18 protein-coding genes are annotated in these 18,230 nt (G+C 58.3%); 13 read left to right on the top strand and 5 right to left on the bottom strand.

Annotated features, from left to right (window positions below):
- The first annotated feature begins 43 nt into the window (after positions 1 to 43).
- Together AAID99_RS08375 and AAID99_RS08370 are read left to right on the top strand one after the other, a co-directional pair.
- Positions 44 to 1,144 (top strand): DNA topoisomerase IB, encoded by a 1,101-nt coding sequence (locus AAID99_RS08375; RefSeq protein WP_188426117.1) that lies wholly within the window; start codon positions 44 to 46, stop codon positions 1,142 to 1,144.
- Between the two features lie 66 nt (positions 1,145 to 1,210).
- Positions 1,211 to 2,194, top strand: coding sequence for an aldo/keto reductase (locus AAID99_RS08370; RefSeq protein ID WP_188426116.1), 984 nt, complete (start codon positions 1,211 to 1,213; stop codon positions 2,192 to 2,194).
- Between the two features lie 44 nt (positions 2,195 to 2,238).
- Here AAID99_RS08370 and AAID99_RS08365 read toward each other — a convergent pair whose 3' ends face one another.
- From AAID99_RS08365 to AAID99_RS08355, 3 genes are all read right to left on the bottom strand, one after another.
- The gene (locus AAID99_RS08365; RefSeq protein WP_498493634.1) at positions 2,239 to 3,663 is read right to left on the bottom strand and encodes a beta strand repeat-containing protein; all 1,425 of its coding nucleotides are present in this window, start codon (positions 3,661 to 3,663) and stop codon (positions 2,239 to 2,241) included.
- A 291-nt stretch (positions 3,664 to 3,954) separates the two neighbouring features.
- Entirely contained in the window at positions 3,955 to 4,491 is a 537-nt protein-coding gene (dps, locus tag AAID99_RS08360) for a DNA starvation/stationary phase protection protein Dps (protein WP_498493633.1), read from the bottom strand.
- 82 nt (positions 4,492 to 4,573) lie between these two features.
- A complete protein-coding gene (locus AAID99_RS08355; protein ID WP_498493632.1) occupies positions 4,574 to 4,951 on the bottom strand; it encodes an AtzH-like domain-containing protein in 378 nt (125 codons plus the stop codon).
- Between the two features lie 52 nt (positions 4,952 to 5,003).
- Between AAID99_RS08355 and AAID99_RS08350 the strand changes: the two genes are divergently transcribed.
- Positions 5,004 to 6,215, top strand: coding sequence for an MFS transporter (locus AAID99_RS08350; RefSeq protein ID WP_498493631.1), 1,212 nt, complete (start codon positions 5,004 to 5,006; stop codon positions 6,213 to 6,215).
- A 26-nt stretch (positions 6,216 to 6,241) separates the two neighbouring features.
- Here the strand turns inward: AAID99_RS08350 and AAID99_RS08345 are convergent, their stop codons facing one another.
- Entirely contained in the window at positions 6,242 to 8,746 is a 2,505-nt protein-coding gene (locus tag AAID99_RS08345) for a glycosyltransferase family 2 protein (RefSeq protein WP_498493630.1), read from the bottom strand.
- Positions 8,747 to 8,865: 119 nt separating this feature from the next.
- Here AAID99_RS08345 and AAID99_RS08340 point away from each other — a divergent pair, with 119 nt between their 5' ends.
- The 7 genes from AAID99_RS08340 to AAID99_RS08310 all read left to right on the top strand — a co-directional run bounded on the left by AAID99_RS08340 (position 8,866) and on the right by AAID99_RS08310 (position 15,251).
- On the top strand, positions 8,866 to 9,849 hold the full coding sequence (locus AAID99_RS08340) for a glycosyltransferase family 2 protein (RefSeq protein WP_188426110.1): 984 nt from the start codon (positions 8,866 to 8,868) through the stop codon (positions 9,847 to 9,849).
- Positions 9,850 to 9,986: 137 nt separating this feature from the next.
- The gene (gene pstC / locus AAID99_RS08335) at positions 9,987 to 10,961 is read left to right on the top strand and encodes a phosphate ABC transporter permease subunit PstC (protein ID WP_498493629.1); all 975 of its coding nucleotides are present in this window, start codon (positions 9,987 to 9,989) and stop codon (positions 10,959 to 10,961) included.
- On the top strand, positions 10,958 to 11,827 hold the full coding sequence (pstA, locus tag AAID99_RS08330) for a phosphate ABC transporter permease PstA (protein WP_188426108.1): 870 nt from the start codon (positions 10,958 to 10,960) through the stop codon (positions 11,825 to 11,827). Before pstC ends, pstA begins: the two co-directional genes overlap by 4 nt.
- Positions 11,828 to 11,846: 19 nt before the next feature.
- On the top strand, positions 11,847 to 12,653 hold the full coding sequence (gene pstB / locus AAID99_RS08325) for a phosphate ABC transporter ATP-binding protein PstB (protein ID WP_188426107.1): 807 nt from the start codon (positions 11,847 to 11,849) through the stop codon (positions 12,651 to 12,653).
- Positions 12,654 to 12,684: 31 nt separating this feature from the next.
- Positions 12,685 to 13,401: a phosphate signaling complex protein PhoU gene (gene phoU, locus AAID99_RS08320; RefSeq protein WP_188426106.1), complete on the top strand. Its 717-nt coding sequence runs from the start codon at positions 12,685 to 12,687 to the stop codon at positions 13,399 to 13,401.
- Positions 13,398 to 14,093: a phosphate regulon transcriptional regulator PhoB gene (gene phoB / locus AAID99_RS08315; RefSeq protein WP_188426105.1), complete on the top strand. Its 696-nt coding sequence runs from the start codon at positions 13,398 to 13,400 to the stop codon at positions 14,091 to 14,093. The genes phoU and phoB overlap by 4 nt, the downstream gene beginning before the upstream one ends.
- Before the next feature lie 186 nt (positions 14,094 to 14,279).
- Positions 14,280 to 15,251, top strand: a complete 972-nt coding sequence (locus AAID99_RS08310; RefSeq protein ID WP_498493628.1) for a sensor histidine kinase — start codon at positions 14,280 to 14,282, stop codon at positions 15,249 to 15,251.
- Between the two features lie 33 nt (positions 15,252 to 15,284).
- Here AAID99_RS08310 and AAID99_RS08305 read toward each other — a convergent pair whose 3' ends face one another.
- Complete coding sequence (locus AAID99_RS08305; protein ID WP_332364052.1) at positions 15,285 to 15,656, bottom strand: DUF4870 family protein; 372 nt, start codon at positions 15,654 to 15,656, stop codon at positions 15,285 to 15,287.
- A gap of 107 nt (positions 15,657 to 15,763) precedes the next feature.
- On the opposite strand from AAID99_RS08305, the gene pstS reads away from it, so the two are divergent.
- The 3 genes from pstS (at position 15,764) to AAID99_RS08290 (ending at position 18,218) form a co-directional block, all read left to right on the top strand.
- On the top strand, positions 15,764 to 16,756 hold the full coding sequence (pstS, locus tag AAID99_RS08300) for a phosphate ABC transporter substrate-binding protein PstS (protein WP_498493626.1): 993 nt from the start codon (positions 15,764 to 15,766) through the stop codon (positions 16,754 to 16,756).
- A 170-nt stretch (positions 16,757 to 16,926) separates the two neighbouring features.
- A complete protein-coding gene (locus AAID99_RS08295; protein WP_498493625.1) occupies positions 16,927 to 17,394 on the top strand; it encodes a low molecular weight protein-tyrosine-phosphatase in 468 nt (155 codons plus the stop codon).
- The gene (locus tag AAID99_RS08290) at positions 17,394 to 18,218 is read left to right on the top strand and encodes a fructosamine kinase family protein (RefSeq protein WP_498493623.1); all 825 of its coding nucleotides are present in this window, start codon (positions 17,394 to 17,396) and stop codon (positions 18,216 to 18,218) included. Before AAID99_RS08295 ends, AAID99_RS08290 begins: the two co-directional genes overlap by 1 nt.
- Positions 18,219 to 18,230 lie beyond the last annotated feature (12 nt).

Raw genomic sequence — 18,230 nt, 5'->3', positions numbered from 1 at the left:
TCCCTCTCCTGCGCTCTCCCCCTCCCGGAGGGAAGAGCGGTTCATGAGCGACGAGACGACTTCGAGTGCAGAGCAGGAAGCGCGCGATCACGCCAAAGCGGCGCGCCTGATTTATGTCGACCGCACCAGACCCGGCATAACCCGGCATCGCGCTGGGCGCGGCTTCTTCTATCGCGACACGCAGGGTGAGCGGATTACCGATGAGCCAACGCTCAGACGTTTGAAATCGCTCGCCATCCCGCCTGCTTATGATGAGGTGTGGATCTGCGCCAATCCGCGTGGTCATCTTCAGGCAGTCGGCAAGGACAAGCGTGGCCGACTGCAATATCGCTATCATCCCCGGTGGCGCCTCGTGCGTGATGAAGACAAGTTCGCGCGGATGCTTGTCTTTGGCGAAAAACTTCCCGAAATCCGCCGTCGTGTGGATGAAGATCTGCGTCATCCCCAACTCAATCGTATGCGCGTGCTTGCTGCCGTCGTACGTCTGATGGAACGCACCATGGCGCGCATTGGTAATGAAAGCTATGCGCGTGACAATCGCAGTTTCGGGCTCACGACGCTGCGTCATCGGCACGTCAAGCTGAAGGGCGGGCAGGTCGCGCTCGATTTCAAGGGCAAGCACGGGATCGAGGCGCATTTTGCAATCAAGGATGCCCGTCTTGTGCGGGTGTTGACGCGATTGCAGGATTTGCCTGGCCAGAAGCTCTTTCAATATCTCGATGATGAGGGCGCGCGCCACGATATTCATTCGCATGACGTGAATGCCTATCTGCAGGAAATCACGGGCGAGGATATAACGGCGAAGGATTTCCGGACCTGGGCCGCGACCCATCTCGCCGCCCTTACCTTGTCCAGTCTTGCACAGAGCGATACCAAGGCTCGGGCCAAGAAGAACGTCCTGCGGACGATCGAGCATGTCGCAGCGCAGCTTGGCAACACGCCCTCGGTCTGCCGGAAATGCTACATCCATCCCCAGATCCTGACGGGCTATCTCGATGGCAGTCTGCGAGAAGCCTTCGCGCGCAAGGCAGAAACCCTGCTGGACAGCGAAGCCGGTGCCCATGATCTCTCTGCGGATGAGACCATGATGATGGGCTATCTCACGCGGCTTTTGCGCAAACCCGCCAACGTGACCCACGCATGAAGGCAACCCTGAACCCGGAAAGGCTTTCTCATTCCCAAGATCAGACAGGCAGGGAGCGTATGAGGGATGGACTATCGGGTTCTCGGATCGTCAGGGTTCAGGGTTTCCGCGCTCGGGCTGGGCTGCATGGGTATGAGCCAGTCCTATGGCGCGGCAGATGAGCAGGAGAGTCTTGCAACGCTGGACCGTGCCATCGAGCGCGGTGTTACCTTGTTCGATACGGCCGAGGTCTATGGTCCGTTCACCAATGAGGCGCTGCTGGGTCGTGCCCTGGCCTCAAGGCGCAGTCGGATAAAAATCGCCACCAAGTTCGGTTTCAAAATCGACAATGGAAAGGTGAACGGCGTTGATAGCCGTCCCGCCCATATCCGTGAGGTTGTCGAGGCATCGCTGCAGCGTCTGCAAACCGACAGGATCGATCTGCTCTATCAGCATCGCGTCGACCCCGAGGTGCCCATGGCTGAGGTGGCAGGCACAGTCGGACGCCTGATCGAGGAAGGCAAGGTTCTGCATTTCGGCCTGTCAGAAGCCGGAGCTGCCGCCATCAGAGAGGCTCATGCCGAGCATCCTGTGACGGCGGTTCAGAGCGAATACTCCCTGTGGGAGCGCAATGTGGAATCTGACATTCTGCCCGTTCTGCGCGAGCTTGGTATCGGTTTCGTGCCGTTCAGCCCGCTGGGGCGCGGTTTTCTGACGGGGACGGCGCAACCTGCGGAATCCTATCCTGCTACGGATTTCCGCCATACCGATCCCCGTTTCATGGGGGCATGCTTCGAGGCCAATATGAAGGCTGCGGCCTGCGTCGGAGACGTAGCCGCGCGGTATCAGGTCACGCCTGCGCAGATCGCTCTAGCCTGGCTGCTGGCCAAGGGGCCCGATATCGTGCCAATCCCGGGCACCAAGCGTACGCGTTATCTCGACGAGAATCTCGGTGCTCTGGATGTCCGCCTGGTCGATGAGGATATGGCCCAGCTCGACAGGGCGCTGACAGCCGATCAGGTGTCGGGGCCGCGCTATAACGAAGGCAATATGGCGCTCGTCAATCGCTGAGGCAGAAACCTCATCTTCCGTATTGCGGACGGTCAAAAGCTGTCTCAGCTGATATTGATATTCGACGAGTTGAGGTCGGTCACGCCCATAAACGTGACCTTCATGTTATTATCCAGCATGATTGAGGTATTACCGCCTTGGACTGTGGCTGTGGCAAGCAGGTTCTTTACGGCTGCTTCGGCGTCTTCCGGCTTGTAATTATACATGAAGAACTTGTTGCCGCTGGCCGCAGCAAAATCGGTGATTGTAATGTCGCCCGCCGTGTGACCTGCAAGAACGCCGAAAGAGTTGGCTGACCCACTGCCGCCTGAGACGGTTACATGAGTAGCGTCGGTGTTTCCGTCATATTCTGTACCGAAGACGAAATGATCGCTTCCCTGTCCCCCGATGACGGTCTGATCACCAGCGCCCGTCCATGCTTCCAGCGTTCCCTTCGAAGAAGAGGCATCAATCAACTGGTTACTGCTCGATCCCAGCTGGTTGCCGGTCCACAGGGCCGTGTTTCCGGCGGAGACGGTCGCTGAGAGATCGTTGGCACCCCAGAGCGTACTCTGAGCGGCCGAGATATTGGTGCTGCCCGTGCCCGCGATGAACTGCAGCGAACCCGAGACGCTGATCGTCTGGTTGCTGCCGTGAACTACCGACAGATTGCCCAACGCCGAAACAGTGTCATTCTGCGCGCCAGATAATGTGCCGTTGGCACCAGAGAAGACCACGGTAGAGCCTTGGCCCGATTGCACCGTGCTGTTATCGCCAACCGTGATAAGACTGCCGATCGTGGCATCGTCACTGATGAAAGCGGTGCCGCCCAACGAGACGATTGTATTGCCGCCCTGGATTGTGATGGAGGCATTGCCTGCTGTGCCACCCGTAATCGTGTCCCTTCCCTCGGAGACGACGTTATTCGTTCCCTGCTGCAGCAGGATCAGATTGTTACCGGTGCCTGCGTCGATGGAGTTGGTGCCGTTCGTAGCAAGAATGGTGTCGTTGCCACCGGCCGTGACGATAGTCCAGTTCGCGCTTTGTGTACCGCCGTTGAAATAGTTGTCGCCAGTCACCGCCAGAAAGCTGCCATCGCTTACGCCAGCTTCGTAGGTCAGGCCCGCAGTAGTGCCGCCGAGCACCGAGAGGACGCCCGTGGCGTTGATGCCCGAACCGTTGACCGTGACCCGCTCATTGAGCGAGGCCATTGAATTCGTAGCGTCGTTGAGTGCCCCCACCCCGATGAAATCATAGGTGCCGGTAGGAGCGTAGCTGCCTCCGGTTGTGACGAAGCCACTATAGAGGCTCCCGTCCGCGTCATGGGGGGTGGAAACACCGGGTGAGAGGAGGACAGTTGTGAGTTTGTCGCGCGCCAGGGCGTCGACCATCTGCCGCGCATAGACCTCAGCGAGGTCCTGCGCCTTGCCGCCGCCGACAGTGACGTGAATTGCGGTGCCGGAACTCCCGACAATCGTGACAATGCTCATAATGTTCCACCCTCATTTAGGAAGCCCGGGGGCGCTACGAGCGTATTGTCGTTAAACGAGTGTAGTTGAAACGACCAGTTACGTTATCTTTATAAGATTATCGTTCATAAGCGTCCTTAAATCGTCAAAAAACATCAAAACATAATTATACTGTTTAATTTAGAAAATAATTAATGGGTCTTCGCGCTTATGTAGATGCTTTTGCTGACTGATAAGACAAAAAAAGTCCCTGCCACCGGTTGGAGGCAGGGATTTTTCTAAATTATTCAAAATATTTAAGAAAAATTTAGATTACCGGGTGCCATCGTGATCGCCGTCGCGCATCTGGCCGGTCGGCTCCTGGGTGTGTGCTTCAAGGAACCACAGATGCTTGTCGAGCGCGCGCGACGCTTCGGTGAACAGATCGGCGGTATCGGCATCGCCGGCTTCATCGGTAATGTCGATCGAGGCGCGCACGTTGTTCGCAACCGTGGCGTAACGGTCGATCAGTGCCGAGATGTGGTCGGCAATCTTGTAGATGTCGGTCGGATAGGGCTTGCAAGACGAGCTCTTGGTCACGTCCTGCGTTGTGCCGTAAGCCGTGCCACCGAGCTGGACAGCGCGTTCAGCCACTTCATCGACCAGATTATCGACACTGTCGCGGAAGCCGTCGAGCATTTCATGAACGCCGATGAACTGTGGGCCCTTGAGGTTCCAGTGAGCCTGCTTGGTGATCAGCGCAAGATCAATAAGATCGGCAAGGCGGGCATTCAGCGTCTCGATCGAGACGGTCTTTGCATTCGACTTGAGAGCATTCTGTGTCGTGTGCATCGCATGTTTCGTTGTCATGGTTTCACCCTTACGATTTTCTATCGGACAGTCGCAGAAAGCGATGATGATTGAACGTGAAAGACATGGGACGGTTGCGCGCTCAGACAAGGAAAGACACATGCGCAACCAGCACGCGCCAGACGCCATTCTGGCGAATCCATGTCTGGCTCTGGCGCCCGGTCTGGCCTGTTCGCAGATTTTTGAAGATGACTGTCACGCAGCCTGATTCTGGCCCCAGAGCGACAATTTCGCGCCTCAGCCGCTCGCGTGGCGGGGCTCCGCCACGCCTTTGACGGCGGAATTCTGCGATCTCGAGAGGGCCGAAGAGATTTTCGGTCGCTCCCAGCCGGATGACGTTCGAGTCGTCGCAGAATAATGCGTCGAGCGTCGCAACATCATTCTGCGCCAAAGCCTCTTCGTATTGATCCGAAGCTAGGCTAAGGGCTGAAACTGTCTCGGGGTTGGCGGTAAGGTCCATGGGCGCGCCCTGATTCAAGATTACAATTTTGGAAAGAATTGCTGAGGGTGGCATGAGCGGCTTGAGATCTGGCGATCTGGCACGGTCGATGCGTGACATACGCGTCATATTTTTTAGTCTTGGCCTGGGTGCCTTTGCAATCGGCACGGCAGAATTTGCCGCGATGAGTCTCGTGCCGATGATCGCCCATACTTTTGGTGTGAGTGATCCCGAGGCTGGTCATGCCATCGTGCTCTATGCCGCTGGTGTGTGTATCGGTGCGCCGGCCATCGCGCTTTTCAGCGCCGGAATCAGCCGTCGCATCATGCTGATCAGCATGATGCTGCTCTATACGCTCGGGAACGGGCTGAGCGCGGTTGCTCCCAATTATCTGCTTTTTCTTGTCTGCCGCTTTATCAGCGGTCTGCCGCATGGTGCCTATTTCGGCATCGCGAGCATTCTGGCTTCCTCTCTCGTGCCGCCGAACAAGCGCTCGCAGGCAGTGGGACGGGTCATTCTCGGCCTGACGATTGCCACGATCGGTGGCGTGCCGCTGGCAAACGGGATCGGGCAGATTGTGGGATGGCGCTGGGCCTTTGGTCTTATCGCGGCTCTCGCACTCTGCACGGCGCTTCTCATCATCCTGTTCGCCCCCAAGGATGCGCCGCGTAAGGATGCCAGCATTCTCAATGAATTTACGGCACTCAAGATCAAGCAGGTCTGGCTTACCCTCGCCATCGGAGCGGTCGGATTTGGTAGTGTGTTCTGCGTCTATACCTATCTTGCCTCGATCATGATCCATGTAACCCAGGTGCCTGAATCCTATGTGCCGATCATGCTTGCCGTGTTCGGTGTGGGCATGACGATCGGGACACTGGTTTGCGCCTGGCTGGCCGACCACAAGATGATGCCAACCCTCGCTGGTGTGCTTCTGATGGGGGCGGCAGCCATGGCTGGCTTTCCAGAGGCGGCGCATAAATTCATACCGCTGGCCATCAACGTGTTCATGATCGGTGCGAGCGGTGGTCTGGCAACGGTGGTGCAGGCGCGTCTGCTGACAGTTGCGGTTGGTGCCGAAGGCCTGGCGGCAGCCCTCAACCAGAGCGCCTTCAACATCGCCAATGCAGTGGGGCCCTGGCTCGGCGGTCTTGCCATCTCCGCCGGGCTCGGCTGGACGTCTGTCGGCTGGGTTGGATTGGCGCTCTCCCTGGGCGGGTTTGCCATCTATCTCCTGAGCATCGCCGACGAGTTCAAGAACAAGAAAGTTGAGCCATCCCGTGAATAAGGGGAAGGGGGCCTCGGCCCCCTTTTTTATGTGCTGCGCGGATCGACCAGGTCGAAGAAAGGCTGCAGGTCGACTGTGAAGAAGCGCGGATAAGCAGGGTCGCGATCATAGAGCGCCTGTCCTGCCCAGCGCCGCTGCATCACCTGTCCCTCTTCGAAGAAGCGGGCCTCGTGCTCCGGCACGTCATCGGAGCCACGGGTGAGGCTTTCATGATGGGCTGCAACGGCTTCGGCGCAATAGATGATGCGATGCCCTGCCGACCGAATTCTGAGGCAGAGATCGACATCGTTATAGGCGATCTTGAGATGCTCCTCGTCAAAGCATCCTACTTCGTCAAAGATGTCACGACGCACGAGCATGCAGGCTGCTGTAACGGCGGTCACCTCATGGCTAAGCAGAATTCGCCCGATATAGCCGTAATCCTCGGGGCCGCAGCCGCGATGGGCGTGGGCACCGACACCTGCCGGCCCCACGACGACACCGGCATGCTGGATCGTCTGGTTGGGGTAGAGAAGGCGCGCGCCAACAGCGCCGACGCGATTGCCCGCCAGTGCCTCATTCATCATCAGACGCAGCCAGTTAGCCTGCTCGACGAAAACATCGTTATTGAGGAACAGGAGGTAGTCTGACGTGCAGGTCTGGGCGGCAATATTGTTCAGGCGTGAATAATTGAAAGCCTCCTCGATTGTCAGGAAGCGTATTTTTTCCTTTGCGGCATATTCCCGCATGAAGTCGCGTGCCTGGGCTGTGACCGACCAGTTATCGACAAGAACGATTTCGAAATTGCTGTAATCCGTATGGTTGAGCAATTCCTCGACACAACGCCGGGTGATGTCGATCTGGTCCTTGAAGGGGATGATGATCGACACGGAGGGCGTGTCTGTCAGGCGCCAGTCAACGCGATAGAGCGTCAGCCCGTTGATGGAGGAAACCGCGGCCTCGTATCCCCGGCGCGCAAGGTGGTCGGATACCGCCTTGACCCCGGCTGCGATGGCGTAATTCTTGTTGCCGACCGTCACCGCCGTCGAGTTGGGGGTCATGCGCCAGTGATAGAGCAGCTCTGGCACATGGGCGATCTCGTCATGAGGCAGGATCTCGCAGGCGCGCAGAATGAAATCGTGATCCTGCGCCCCGTCATACTCTGCACGCAGAAGCCCGACGTCACGCATGGTGGCGGTTTCGATCATGGTCAGATGACAGATGTAGTTGCAGCCCAGCAGATAGCGATAATTGAAATCCGGCTTGAAATTGGGCGACTGCCAGTTATTGGCCTGATCAACCTTGTCTTCATCTGAATAGAGCAGACGCGCGCCGGTTTCCTGCACTTTGCGCATCATGGTTTCGAGGGCGACATCGACCAGCATATCGTCATGGTCGAAGAAGACCGTATACTGCCCTGTCGCAGCTTTCATGCCTTCGTTGGTCGCGCCTGAGATGCCAAGGTTCTTGCTGAGGGGCAGAATGCGGATGCGGCTGTCCTTTGCCGCAAAATCCTCCATGAGTGCGGTGGTCTGCGGGCAGACCATGCCGTCATCGATCAGGATCAATTCCCAGTTGCGCCAAGTCTGACTGATAACCGAGTTGATGGCCGTAACATAATCGGCCCGGAGAGGTTTGTAGGTCGGGCAGAGAATGCTGATCAAAGGCTCTTCTGCAATCGGCGCCTTGATACGCAGCATCGCAGTGCGCTCGCGTAGCGCAGTGTAGTAAAGTGATGCCCAGCGGTCATAATTGCCAAGATTATAGCCCGCCTGCGGGATGGCGCTGCGTATTTCTGTGCGAAGCTTGGTCAGTTCGCGATGAAGCTTGTCGATGGTATCGGCAATATCGAGCAGGCGGGTTTCGAGCGCATCGTCAGCGATGGAACTGGTAAAGGGACTTCCCATGAGTTCATCGCCCTCGGGAAGAACCTTGACCGAAAAGCTGCGTGGGGAAGACCCACGAAAACGTTGCGGAATCGGGATATCGAATCCACAATTGGGCGCGCAGCCAACGGCGGCGGCCACGTCTCCGCGGTAACGATCGGCTCTGACCTGCGCCACCAGAACGCCATTGGCCGACACCGATACCACGCAATCGCCACGCCATTCGTCTTCGCCTGGCATTTTCTGCAGGATCCAGCCTTTGAGCGCGCCCTGTTTGATACCATCGACGCAGCTGGTGTATTCAGCTCTCGATTCTATTGTAAAAACATGAAATAATGTTTTGCCTTCTGGTGCAGTCTGGTCTGTAATTGGTAGAATTGTCCGATCGGGAAGGCGTATGGAAATATTATGTTCTTTTCCATCCATGAATTTCGGTGGAATGGAAAATGTAAATCCCAGTCTGTCATGCGGCGCCTTCAGCGCTGTTTGCACATCGCTGCGCGATTGATCTGCCAGGATCTGGGCAATTTCCTGTCCGTCGATCAGAATATGCAGGCGTGTGGAGGTTGTCGGGTCGAGCCTGTTGACGGCCCATCCGATCAGGGTGTCCTTATGGACACCATCGCAATAACCGATGAACGGACTGTTGGCTGGGGCAGCGTGCATATTCTGTCTTTCGTGCCGATCGGATCGATAACCGTTTTGCGTCGTTGCTTCCAGAGATGCCGCAGTTCCATCTTTATGGCTAGATAAATGCCCCGATTTCGACCCGATGGGGCTGTTTCATGAGGCCCAAGCCCAGAACAGGTGAGCCCAGAATACGCGTCGTGATGATGCAGCGTGATGAGGGAAACATGCTCATGGCATGGCTTTCCTATTACGGTCAGATCTTCGGATTTGAGAATCTGACGATCTTCGACAATGGGTCGTGCGACCCCTTTACGCTCCATCTGCTTGACCACGCCGCGCGATGTGGTGCGACCGTCAGGCGCGACCGAAACGATCCGGCCGATTTTCATGGCAAGGGTCTTCATCTGGCGGAGCAGATCCGGCTCTGGGATGAAGGCGATCATTACGACTTCGCCTTGCCTGTCGATTGCGATGAGTTCCTCGTCGTCTTTGGAGATTTCGGAATATCGACGAGCAGAGAGAGCATAATGCGCGAATTCAGCGCGCATATCGGTGAGAGACGGACGCTCCGTATTGGAAGCTCCCTTTTCAATATCCCTTCCAGTCCCGGCTGGTTCGCCCTTGATATCGAGTTTTTCAAGGGCTTTGTTCCCGCCTGCAGCATCGGGGTGATGGATAACGGGCAGCATAATCCATCTTCGCGCTTGGCATCCGGCTACGCGATGACACGCTTTTCCTATCTGCACTGGCATAACCATGATTATGAGGAAATGCAGCGCCGGACCCGGGTGAAACTATCCAATTCCCTGCTTGATCCTACCGATCGCACCATGCTGACGCGCTATGCGGCCACCCCCAATCTTCCGGGACGTCATCTCGTCGATATCCTGCTTGAGGACGAGGAGTATTACCTGTCACGCTATAATGGTATGCTCCATCTTTACCTGCCATGGGCGAAATCTGCGTCAGCCTTGCCTGTGCATCTCGATAATGCTCCGGTTCTGATGCGCGACAGTCGGATGGTTCAGCCCTGGTCCAGCAGCGCCTATGAGGCGCGGCATGAGGATGTGAAAGGCTGGGCTCTTGGCCCATTGATGCATTTCCTCCTTCACGGCTGGGCAGAAGGGCGGCAGTTTTGAGCATGTCATGAAATATTCATGGCGCCCGATTGGCGAGGCTTGTTGTCTCAGCGTGACGGGGAAGCTACACGACAGACTGGCACATGGTGCCTTGTTGACCTGTTTACTTCTTGTCTGAGCCAGGACGTACCGACCGAATGACTAGCGCCGCCGCTCCGCGGACCCAGCCTGCACCGATACAGGAAGCCCGAAAAATCCCGTTCTGGAAGGGCGATCGCCTCTTTCGGCTGCTTGTCGCTGCCTGCGCCCTGCTTGTTCTGGTATCGCTCGGCGGGCTCGTTCTCACGATGGCATTCGGCGGCAGCAAGGCGTTCAGCACCTTCGGTCCATCCTTTGTCATTCGCAATGTCTGGAACCCGGTTACCAACGAATACGGGGCGCTGGCTCCGGTTTTCGGCACGATCGGCTCCACGCTTATCGCAGTCCTGATCGGTGTACCTCTGGCCTTCGGCGCGGCCTTCTGGCTGACCAATATTGCACCCCCGATGGTGGCTGGTGTTGTCGGTACAGCCGTGCAGCTTCTTGCCGCCGTGCCGTCGATCATCTTCGGCATGTGGGGCTTCTTTATCGTCGTGCCTTTTATGGCGCAGCATGTGCAGCCCTTCTTTCGTCACCATTTTGGTCATGTGCCCGGTATCCGCTGGCTCGTGCATGGCGCACCGTTTGGTTATGGCCTGCTGACGGGCGGCATCGTTCTGGCCGTCATGATCACGCCTTTCGTCACGGCCGTCATGCGTGACGTGTTTGCTGTCATGCCCTCCATGCTCAAGGAGAGTGCCTATGGGCTGGGCGCCACGCGTTGGGAAGTCATGCGACGGGTCATTGTTCCCTGGTCACGCGCTGGCATGATCGGCGGTGTGGTGCTGGGTATGGGCCGCGCCCTTGGCGAGACGATGGCCGTCACCTTCGTGATCGGCAACGCCAATACGATCGGCTGGTCGCTTTTTGCCCCGCGCAACACGGTGGCCTCGCTGGTAGCACTAGAATTTCCCGAAAGTGCTGCAGGTAGTCTCAAGCTTTCCTCGCTACTCGCACTCGGCTTCATTCTGATGCTGCTTTCCTTCACGACCCTTGCGATTGCGCGCTGGCTGCTGCGGGAGAAAAAGGCATGAGCAAGACCATGGGAGAGGGCTGGCGCAAGGACCCGCGCGCCACACAGCGCCTCGTGATGGACCGCCTTGCAACGGGCATGAGCTTCGTCGCGACGGGCATTCTCGTGCTTGCCCTGGCATCCATCCTCTGGACATTGCTCTGGAACGGCCTTGCCGGTCTTTCCATCGCAGCGCTGATCCATCCGATGGGGCCGCCGGGCAGCAACGGCGGTCTGGCCAATGCTATTCTCGGCAGTTTCATTCAGACGGCGGTGGCGCTCATTCTGGCAACGCCGATCGGCCTTGGCTGCGGCATCTATCTTTCCGAATTCGGCAGTGGCTCGAAATTTGCGACAGCGGTTCGATTTGTGTCCGACGTGCTTCTTTCGGCGCCGTCCATCCTGATCGGTCTGTTCGTCTATCTCGTTCTCGTGGCGCCGTTCGGCCATTTCTCCGGCATTGCCGGATCGGTGGCGCTTGCCATTCTGGCTGTGCCCATCATCGTGCGCACGACCGAAGACATGCTGCGCCTCGTGCCGGTGGCTATGCGCGAGGCTGGCTCGGCGCTTGGGGCAGCGCATTGGCGTGTGGTGCTGTTCCTTTGCCTGCGCTCGGCCCTGCCGGGTGTCCTGACGGGCATCCTGCTGGCGCTGGCACGTGTCAGCGGCGAGACGGCGCCGCTCCTGTTTACCTCGCTGGGCAATCAGAACTGGTCTTTCAGCCTCAACAAACCCATGGCGAGCCTACCGATCGCCATCTATCAATATGCTGGTGCGTCCTATGACGACTGGGTTCGCCTTGCCTGGACCGGCGCCTTGCTGGTCACACTTGGCGTTCTGAGCATCAATATCATCGTGCGGTTCGGCTTCCGCAGCAAACAGTCATAAGCAAGAGGACGTTACGCTCATGAGCGAAGCCCTGCAGGATCTTTCCCTCTCGTCGCAGAGTCCCGCCTCGCCTGAGGCCGCTCTCGCTGTGCGTGAGCTGGATTTCTATTACGGTGAGAAACAGGCTCTCAAATCCATCACCATGGATTTTCGCAAGCAGAATGTGACCGCCATGATCGGCCCATCGGGCTGTGGCAAATCCACGCTGCTGCGCATTTTCAACCGAATGTACGATCTCTATCCGGGTCAGAAAGCCACGGGAACGGTGCTTTTCGATGGTGCGGATATTCTCGATCCGGGCCTTGATCTCAACATGCTGCGGTCGCGTATCGGCATGGTTTTCCAGAAGCCGACGCCCTTCCCGATGTCGATCTACGACAACATCGCCTTCGGGGTACGCCTGCATGAAAAGCTTTCGCGTTCCGAGATGGATGCCCGCGTTGAGGACGTCCTGACGCGCGTGGCCCTGTGGAAGGAAGTGCGCGACCGTTTGAAGGAGCCGGCAGGCGGCATGTCGGGCGGTCAGCAGCAGCGCCTGTGCATTGCGCGCAGCATTGCGACAAAGCCCGAGGTTCTGCTTCTCGATGAGCCGACCTCGGCGCTGGACCCCATCTCGACGGCGCGTATCGAGGAACTGCTCGACGAGCTCAAACAGGATTTCACTATCGCCATCGTGACGCATAACATGCAGCAGGCGGCACGCTGCGCCGATCAGGTGGCCTTTTTCTATCTTGGCTCTCTGATTGAAATGGATAGTGCTGACCGGATGTTCACCAATCCGCGTCAGAAGCAGACACAAGATTATATTACCGGGCGTTTCGGTTAAGTTTTCCCCAAGCGGGTAGGGACAAGCAATTATGCCAGCGGACAGCCTTCACACCGTCAAGAGCTACGAGCAGGAACTAGACCGCATGCGCGCCATGATGGCGCGTATGGGGGGCATCGTCGAAAGCCAGGTGGCGCAGGCCGTTGCCGCCGTGACCGAGCATGATGAAGACGCGGCCCAGGCGGCCCCTGCGCAGGACCCGCAGGTTGATATGCTCGAGCGCGATGTCGAGGCGCTGGCCATTCGTCTGCTCGCCTTGCGTAGCCCGATGGCTGGCGATCTGCGCGAGATCGTGGCTGCACTCAAGATCACGGGAGATCTCGAACGCATCGGCGATTACGCGGCCTCCATCGCGCGTCGCAGCCAGCGTTTTGACCTGGTTGACCGTCAGATCTCGCTTTCGGGCCTGCGCAGCATGGGGCGCCTTGTGCAGGAAAATCTGCGTCGCGTTATCGATGCCGTCACCCAGCAGGATTCTGACCGCGCGACGGAAGTCTGGCAGGCTGACCGCGAAGTGGACGAATACTACACGGCGATGTTCCGCGAGCTTGTTACCTATATGATGGAAGACCCGCGTAATATCAGCCCCTGTACGCATCTGCTCTTCATCGCGAAGAACTTCGAGCGTATCGGTGACCACACGACCAATATTGCCGAGCGCGTCTATTATGCTGTGACGGGTGAGAATCTGCCTGCGGTGCGCCCGCGTGGCGGGATTGCAGCCGGGGATGATCTGGTTTCACGATGAGCGGTGCCCTCGTAAAGATCGTTGTCGTTGAAGATGATCCGTCTCTTCAGCTGATGATACGCTATAATCTCGACAAGCTTGGCTATGACGTCTCGGCCTTCCCTGAAGCCGAGCAGGCGTGGGAGCATATTTCGCGCGCACGTCCCGATGCGATTGTGCTCGACTGGATGCTGCCGGGTATGTCGGGCCTTGATCTCTGTCGGCGCATCAGAGGCACGTCGTCGCTTCACGACCTGCCGGTATTGATGCTGACGGCCCGTGCTGACGAGCAGGACAGCATTCGCGGCCTCGACAGCGGGGCGGATGACTATATCGCCAAACCATGCAGCATTGAGGCTCTCGACGCCCGCCTGCGCGCGCTGCTGCGTCGCACCCAACCGGTCAAGCAGAACGTGCTGAATTTTGCCGACCTGCAACTCGATCTGCAGACACATCGTGCCGAGCGCAACGGGCGCGCCCTTACGCTGGGCCCGACCGAGTTCCGTCTGCTTGAGTTCCTGATGCGCCACCCGAGGCGCGTCTTTTCGCGCGAGGATCTGCTTCAGAAGGTCTGGGGCTCGAATGTGCATGTCGAATTGCGGACGATCGATGTGCATATCCGGCGCCTGCGCCGGGCGCTCAATCTGGATGACGAGATGGATTATGTGCGTACCGTGCGCTCTGCCGGCTACGCCCTCGACGATCAGGCCTGAGGGAGCCCGGCCCTGACCTTTGCTCTTATCGCGCTTCTTGCGCTCTCGCTTCTGGGGTGGGGTTTTTCATGGCGCGCCTGGCGGCGCCGGCTGGTTCTGGTTCCCCCCACCGCCCTGACGCCCAAGCCCGTTCAAGGTGAGGCGCCAGGGGCGCCGGTTTTCTGCGATCTACTGCCAATTCCGGCCGTGCTGCTCGATCAGGGCGGGCGTATCTATCATGCCAATCGTGTCGCGCATTCCACCTTTGGCGATGCGCTGGGTGCGGTAATCCGTCATCCGGCGGTACAATCGGTACTCGCGACCCTGACGCCTGAGACCGGTGTCGTCACGCGTGTCGAACTAGACGTGCCTGTGCGACGCATCGTGCAGGTGACCTTCCGCAAATGGTCCGAGCGTTTCGCAAGCGATATCGGCTGGGTTGATGGCGTTCTTGCCGTGCTCGAGGATTGTTCGGAAGTCGAGGTGGTGGATCGTATGCGCGCCGATTTCGTGGCCTATGCTAGCCACGAACTGCGCACACCTCTCGCCTCGCTGATCGGGTTCATCGAGACCTTGCAGGGGCCTGCTTCTGACGATCCGGCGGCGCAGCAGCAGTTTCTGGCTGTCATGGCGGCTCAGTCCGCCCGTATGGAGCGTCTGATCGAGCGTCTACTCTATCTCTCCCGCGTGCAGCGTCTCGAGCATATGCGCCCCAATGATCTCGTGGCGGCGCAGGACATCATGGATCGCCTGCTGGAAGACAGCCAGATCCTGATACGATCCTCAGACGCAAAGCTGATCCTTCTGCCGACGGATGAAGATCTGTTCTTTCCCGCAGATGAAGACCAGATTGTGCAGGTTCTGCTTAATCTGGTCGAAAATGCGCTCAAATATGCAGGGTCTGAGATCGAGATCCGTGTCGGGATCGTCGCCGATAATGGCAGGGGGGTCGAGATTTCGGTCTCTGACAATGGGCGTGGTGTCGATACGCAGCACGTGCCACGGCTGACCGAACGTTTCTACCGGGTGGAAGGGCGCGTCACGGCTTCCCAGAGCGGGACCGGGCTTGGTCTGGCGATCGTGAAACACATCGTTGATCGCCATGGTGGGCGCCTTCGTATCGAAAGCGCCCTTGGCAAAGGCATGACCTGCCGTATCTGGCTGCCAAAGGCGAGCTGACCTACCTCCCGCAGGGGAGGCGCAGAGACAGCTTCAGAACCAGCCACGCGGGTTACGCATGGGTACTTCGTCGGTGAGCGCAATGATCGGACGGATAACGCGAATCAGCCACCAGACGAAAAGCAGGCTGAACAGGATATAGCCGACGAAGACGAGGCAGAGGACGCCTGAGATGGCCGCGCCGCACAGACCCAGCCAGAAAGTGCGGATTGCGTAGGTGAAGTGGCTCTCATAGATCGTGCCCTTTGCATCGCCACGCTTGAGATAGGCCACGATCACACCGGGAATACTGGTGATGCCGAAGAAAAACGACGCGATGAACAGAATGTGCACGATCCAGGCCCAACGCCTTGCCCGTTCGCTGCGTTGAGAAACAGGCCACGCCTGAGAAAAACCGGGTTGCATGGGGATTTCGATCCTTTTGCCGTGCTGTGGTAATGAAAGAGTCGGGTCTTCTGCGCTCACGCTACCCTGAAGAGGCCCGCTGTTGTTACAGAAAACTGATCGGTGACATGATTTCGTCTTCGCGTATTTTGACTTTGCTTACTCTGGCAGCTTTCGTTTCGCCCTCTGTGGCGCATGCCCAGAGCGTCACGGGCGCCGGTTCAAGCTTTGCTGCTCCACTTTACGAAAGCTGGGGCGTGCTGGCACGAGGCAAGGGCGGTATCAGTGTCAATTACCAGAGTGTCGGCTCTGGCGCGGGCCTCAATCAGGTTGTGGCGGGGACGGTCGATTTCGGCGCCTCGGACAAGCCTGCCGGGAAGGCGCTTCTGGCTGATCATCAGCTTTATCAATTCCCGACGGCGCTCGGTGCCATTGTGGTCATCGTCAATCTGCCCGATCTACCTGCCGGCATCCTGCGTCTCGATGGTCCGACGCTTGCTGCGATTTACGATGGACGCATCAGCGAGTGGAATGATCCGCGCGTCAAGGCGCTGAATCCCGATCTGACCCTGCCGGATATCGATGTGGCCCCTATCCATCGTGCCGACGCATCGGGAACGAGCTTTGTGTTCACATCCTATCTTTCTCACGTCTCGCCCGAATGGCGCGCCACGACCGGTGCTGGCACCTCCGTCGCCTGGACCGAGGGCGCAGGCGCGCGCGGCAATGATGGTGTAGCGGCCAGTGTGCGCGAGACGATTGGCGGGATCGGTTATGTGGAATATGCCTATGCGAGCCATAACCACATCCCTATGGCGCGCATGAAGAGCCATGACGGGGCGTATGTTGAGGCCAATCCGGCGAATTTCGCTGCTGCGGCGGCACAGGCTGATTGGCAGCACGCGCAGGGCCATGTGATCGATCTGCTCGATGGGCCCGGCGCAAACGCCTGGCCGATCATGAGTGCAACCTATGCCATCGTACCCAGAGCCTCGCACCCGGAGGTCAGGCGGTTCTTCGAAATTGGTCTGCGCGATGGAGAGGATGAGGCCAGAAAGCTCGACTACATCACCCTGCCGGCTTTTGTGCGGGACGACATTCTCGGGAACTGGCCGCGCTGACGGGCTGATCTTCCATCAGGAGGAAAGTTCCGTTTATCTGAAGTAGCAAAGTCTTGATAAGGCGCGCCATTTTCAACGGCGCTGGGCGGTCTATTCTGTATCGATCCTTTAATGGCAGGGGCGTTATCCCCGCCATGGGCTCTGAATAGTGATCAAGCGGGAATATCCCTATGCCTCTGCCTTCTTTTCTCTTTGTCTGCACAGGCAATATCTGCCGTTCCCCGCTCGCTGAAGCTGCCATGCGCGCCGAAGCTGCCAAACGCGGTCTGACTCTGGATATCGACTCTGCTGCCACCGGCGTGTGGCATGTGGGCGAAGCGCCCGATATCCGTGCCCGCCGCGTTGCCAAGCGTCATGGCCTCGATATCGAGAACTATGTCGCCAGGCAGGTTCAGGAGAACGATTTCACCCGCTTTGATCACATCATTGCCCTAGATTCCGGCCATTTGCGGGCCCTGCGTCGCCTCGCACCCAAGGCGGATCATGAACGCATCCGCCTCCTGCTCGATTACGTTCCCGAACGTAGCGGGGAGGAAATTTCCGACCCGTTCTATGGCAAGGATATCGACTTCGAGACAGCGTGGCAGGAAATCGCGCTTGGTTGCGCCAGTCTTGCCAGTTTCACGCTGGATTCCTGATGCCCACACGGCTTGAAAGCGCGGCCCTGTTGATCGGAGAGTCATTCAGTTTCGACGCCGCGCCGATGGGCGGCGGCGACCTCTCTGAAATCTGGCATCTGCGTTTCGAATCGGGTCGTGAGGCGGTTGTCAAACTTGGCGGTCAGGCTGCGGCAGAGGCGGCCATGCTACGTGCCATTGGGGCGACCGGTGCCCCGGTGCCGGAGATACTGGCAGCACAGGGGGATCTGCTCGTTCTATCTTTCATCAGGGCGGCAAGGATTTCCGAGGCAGGATGGGCCGCGTTGGGAAAAACCCTTTCGACCCTGCACGCGGCCAATCAACCGCCCCGTTATGGCTGGTCTGAAGATTATGCTTTCGGGTCCATGCCGATTGCTAATGCCTGGACCTCCGACTGGCGTGGTTTCTGGCGCGATTACCGGCTGGAACCCTGTCTCTCCTTTTTACCCAGAGAGATTGCCGCAAGAGTCAGCCATATCGGCAGGACGCTCGAGCGTTTCCTTCCCGAGGCGCCGCGTCCCAGTCTGCTGCATGGCGATCTGTGGGGCGGGAATTTCATTCTGACCCGAACCGAGCGCGCCGAGACCAAAGCTGTGCTGATAGACCCGGCATCGCTTATCGGGGATGCCAGTGCCGATTTCGCGATGCTGACACTTTTCTCCGCACCGCCCGAAAGCTTTTGGCGCAGCTACGGCCCGTTGCCTGGCGGTTATGATCGTTCGATTGATGTCTATCGCCTGTGGCCAGCCCTCGTGCATTATCGGCTTTTCGGCCAGACCTATCTCGGCATGGTCGAAAGCCTGCTCGACCGGCTCGAGGTTTGAAACCAGGCTTCA

This window comes from Asaia sp. Ae19-3 (assembly GCF_059801175.1).
The sequence above is the reverse complement of the archived record's forward strand: the minus strand, read 5'-3'. Positions and strand labels throughout refer to the sequence as shown.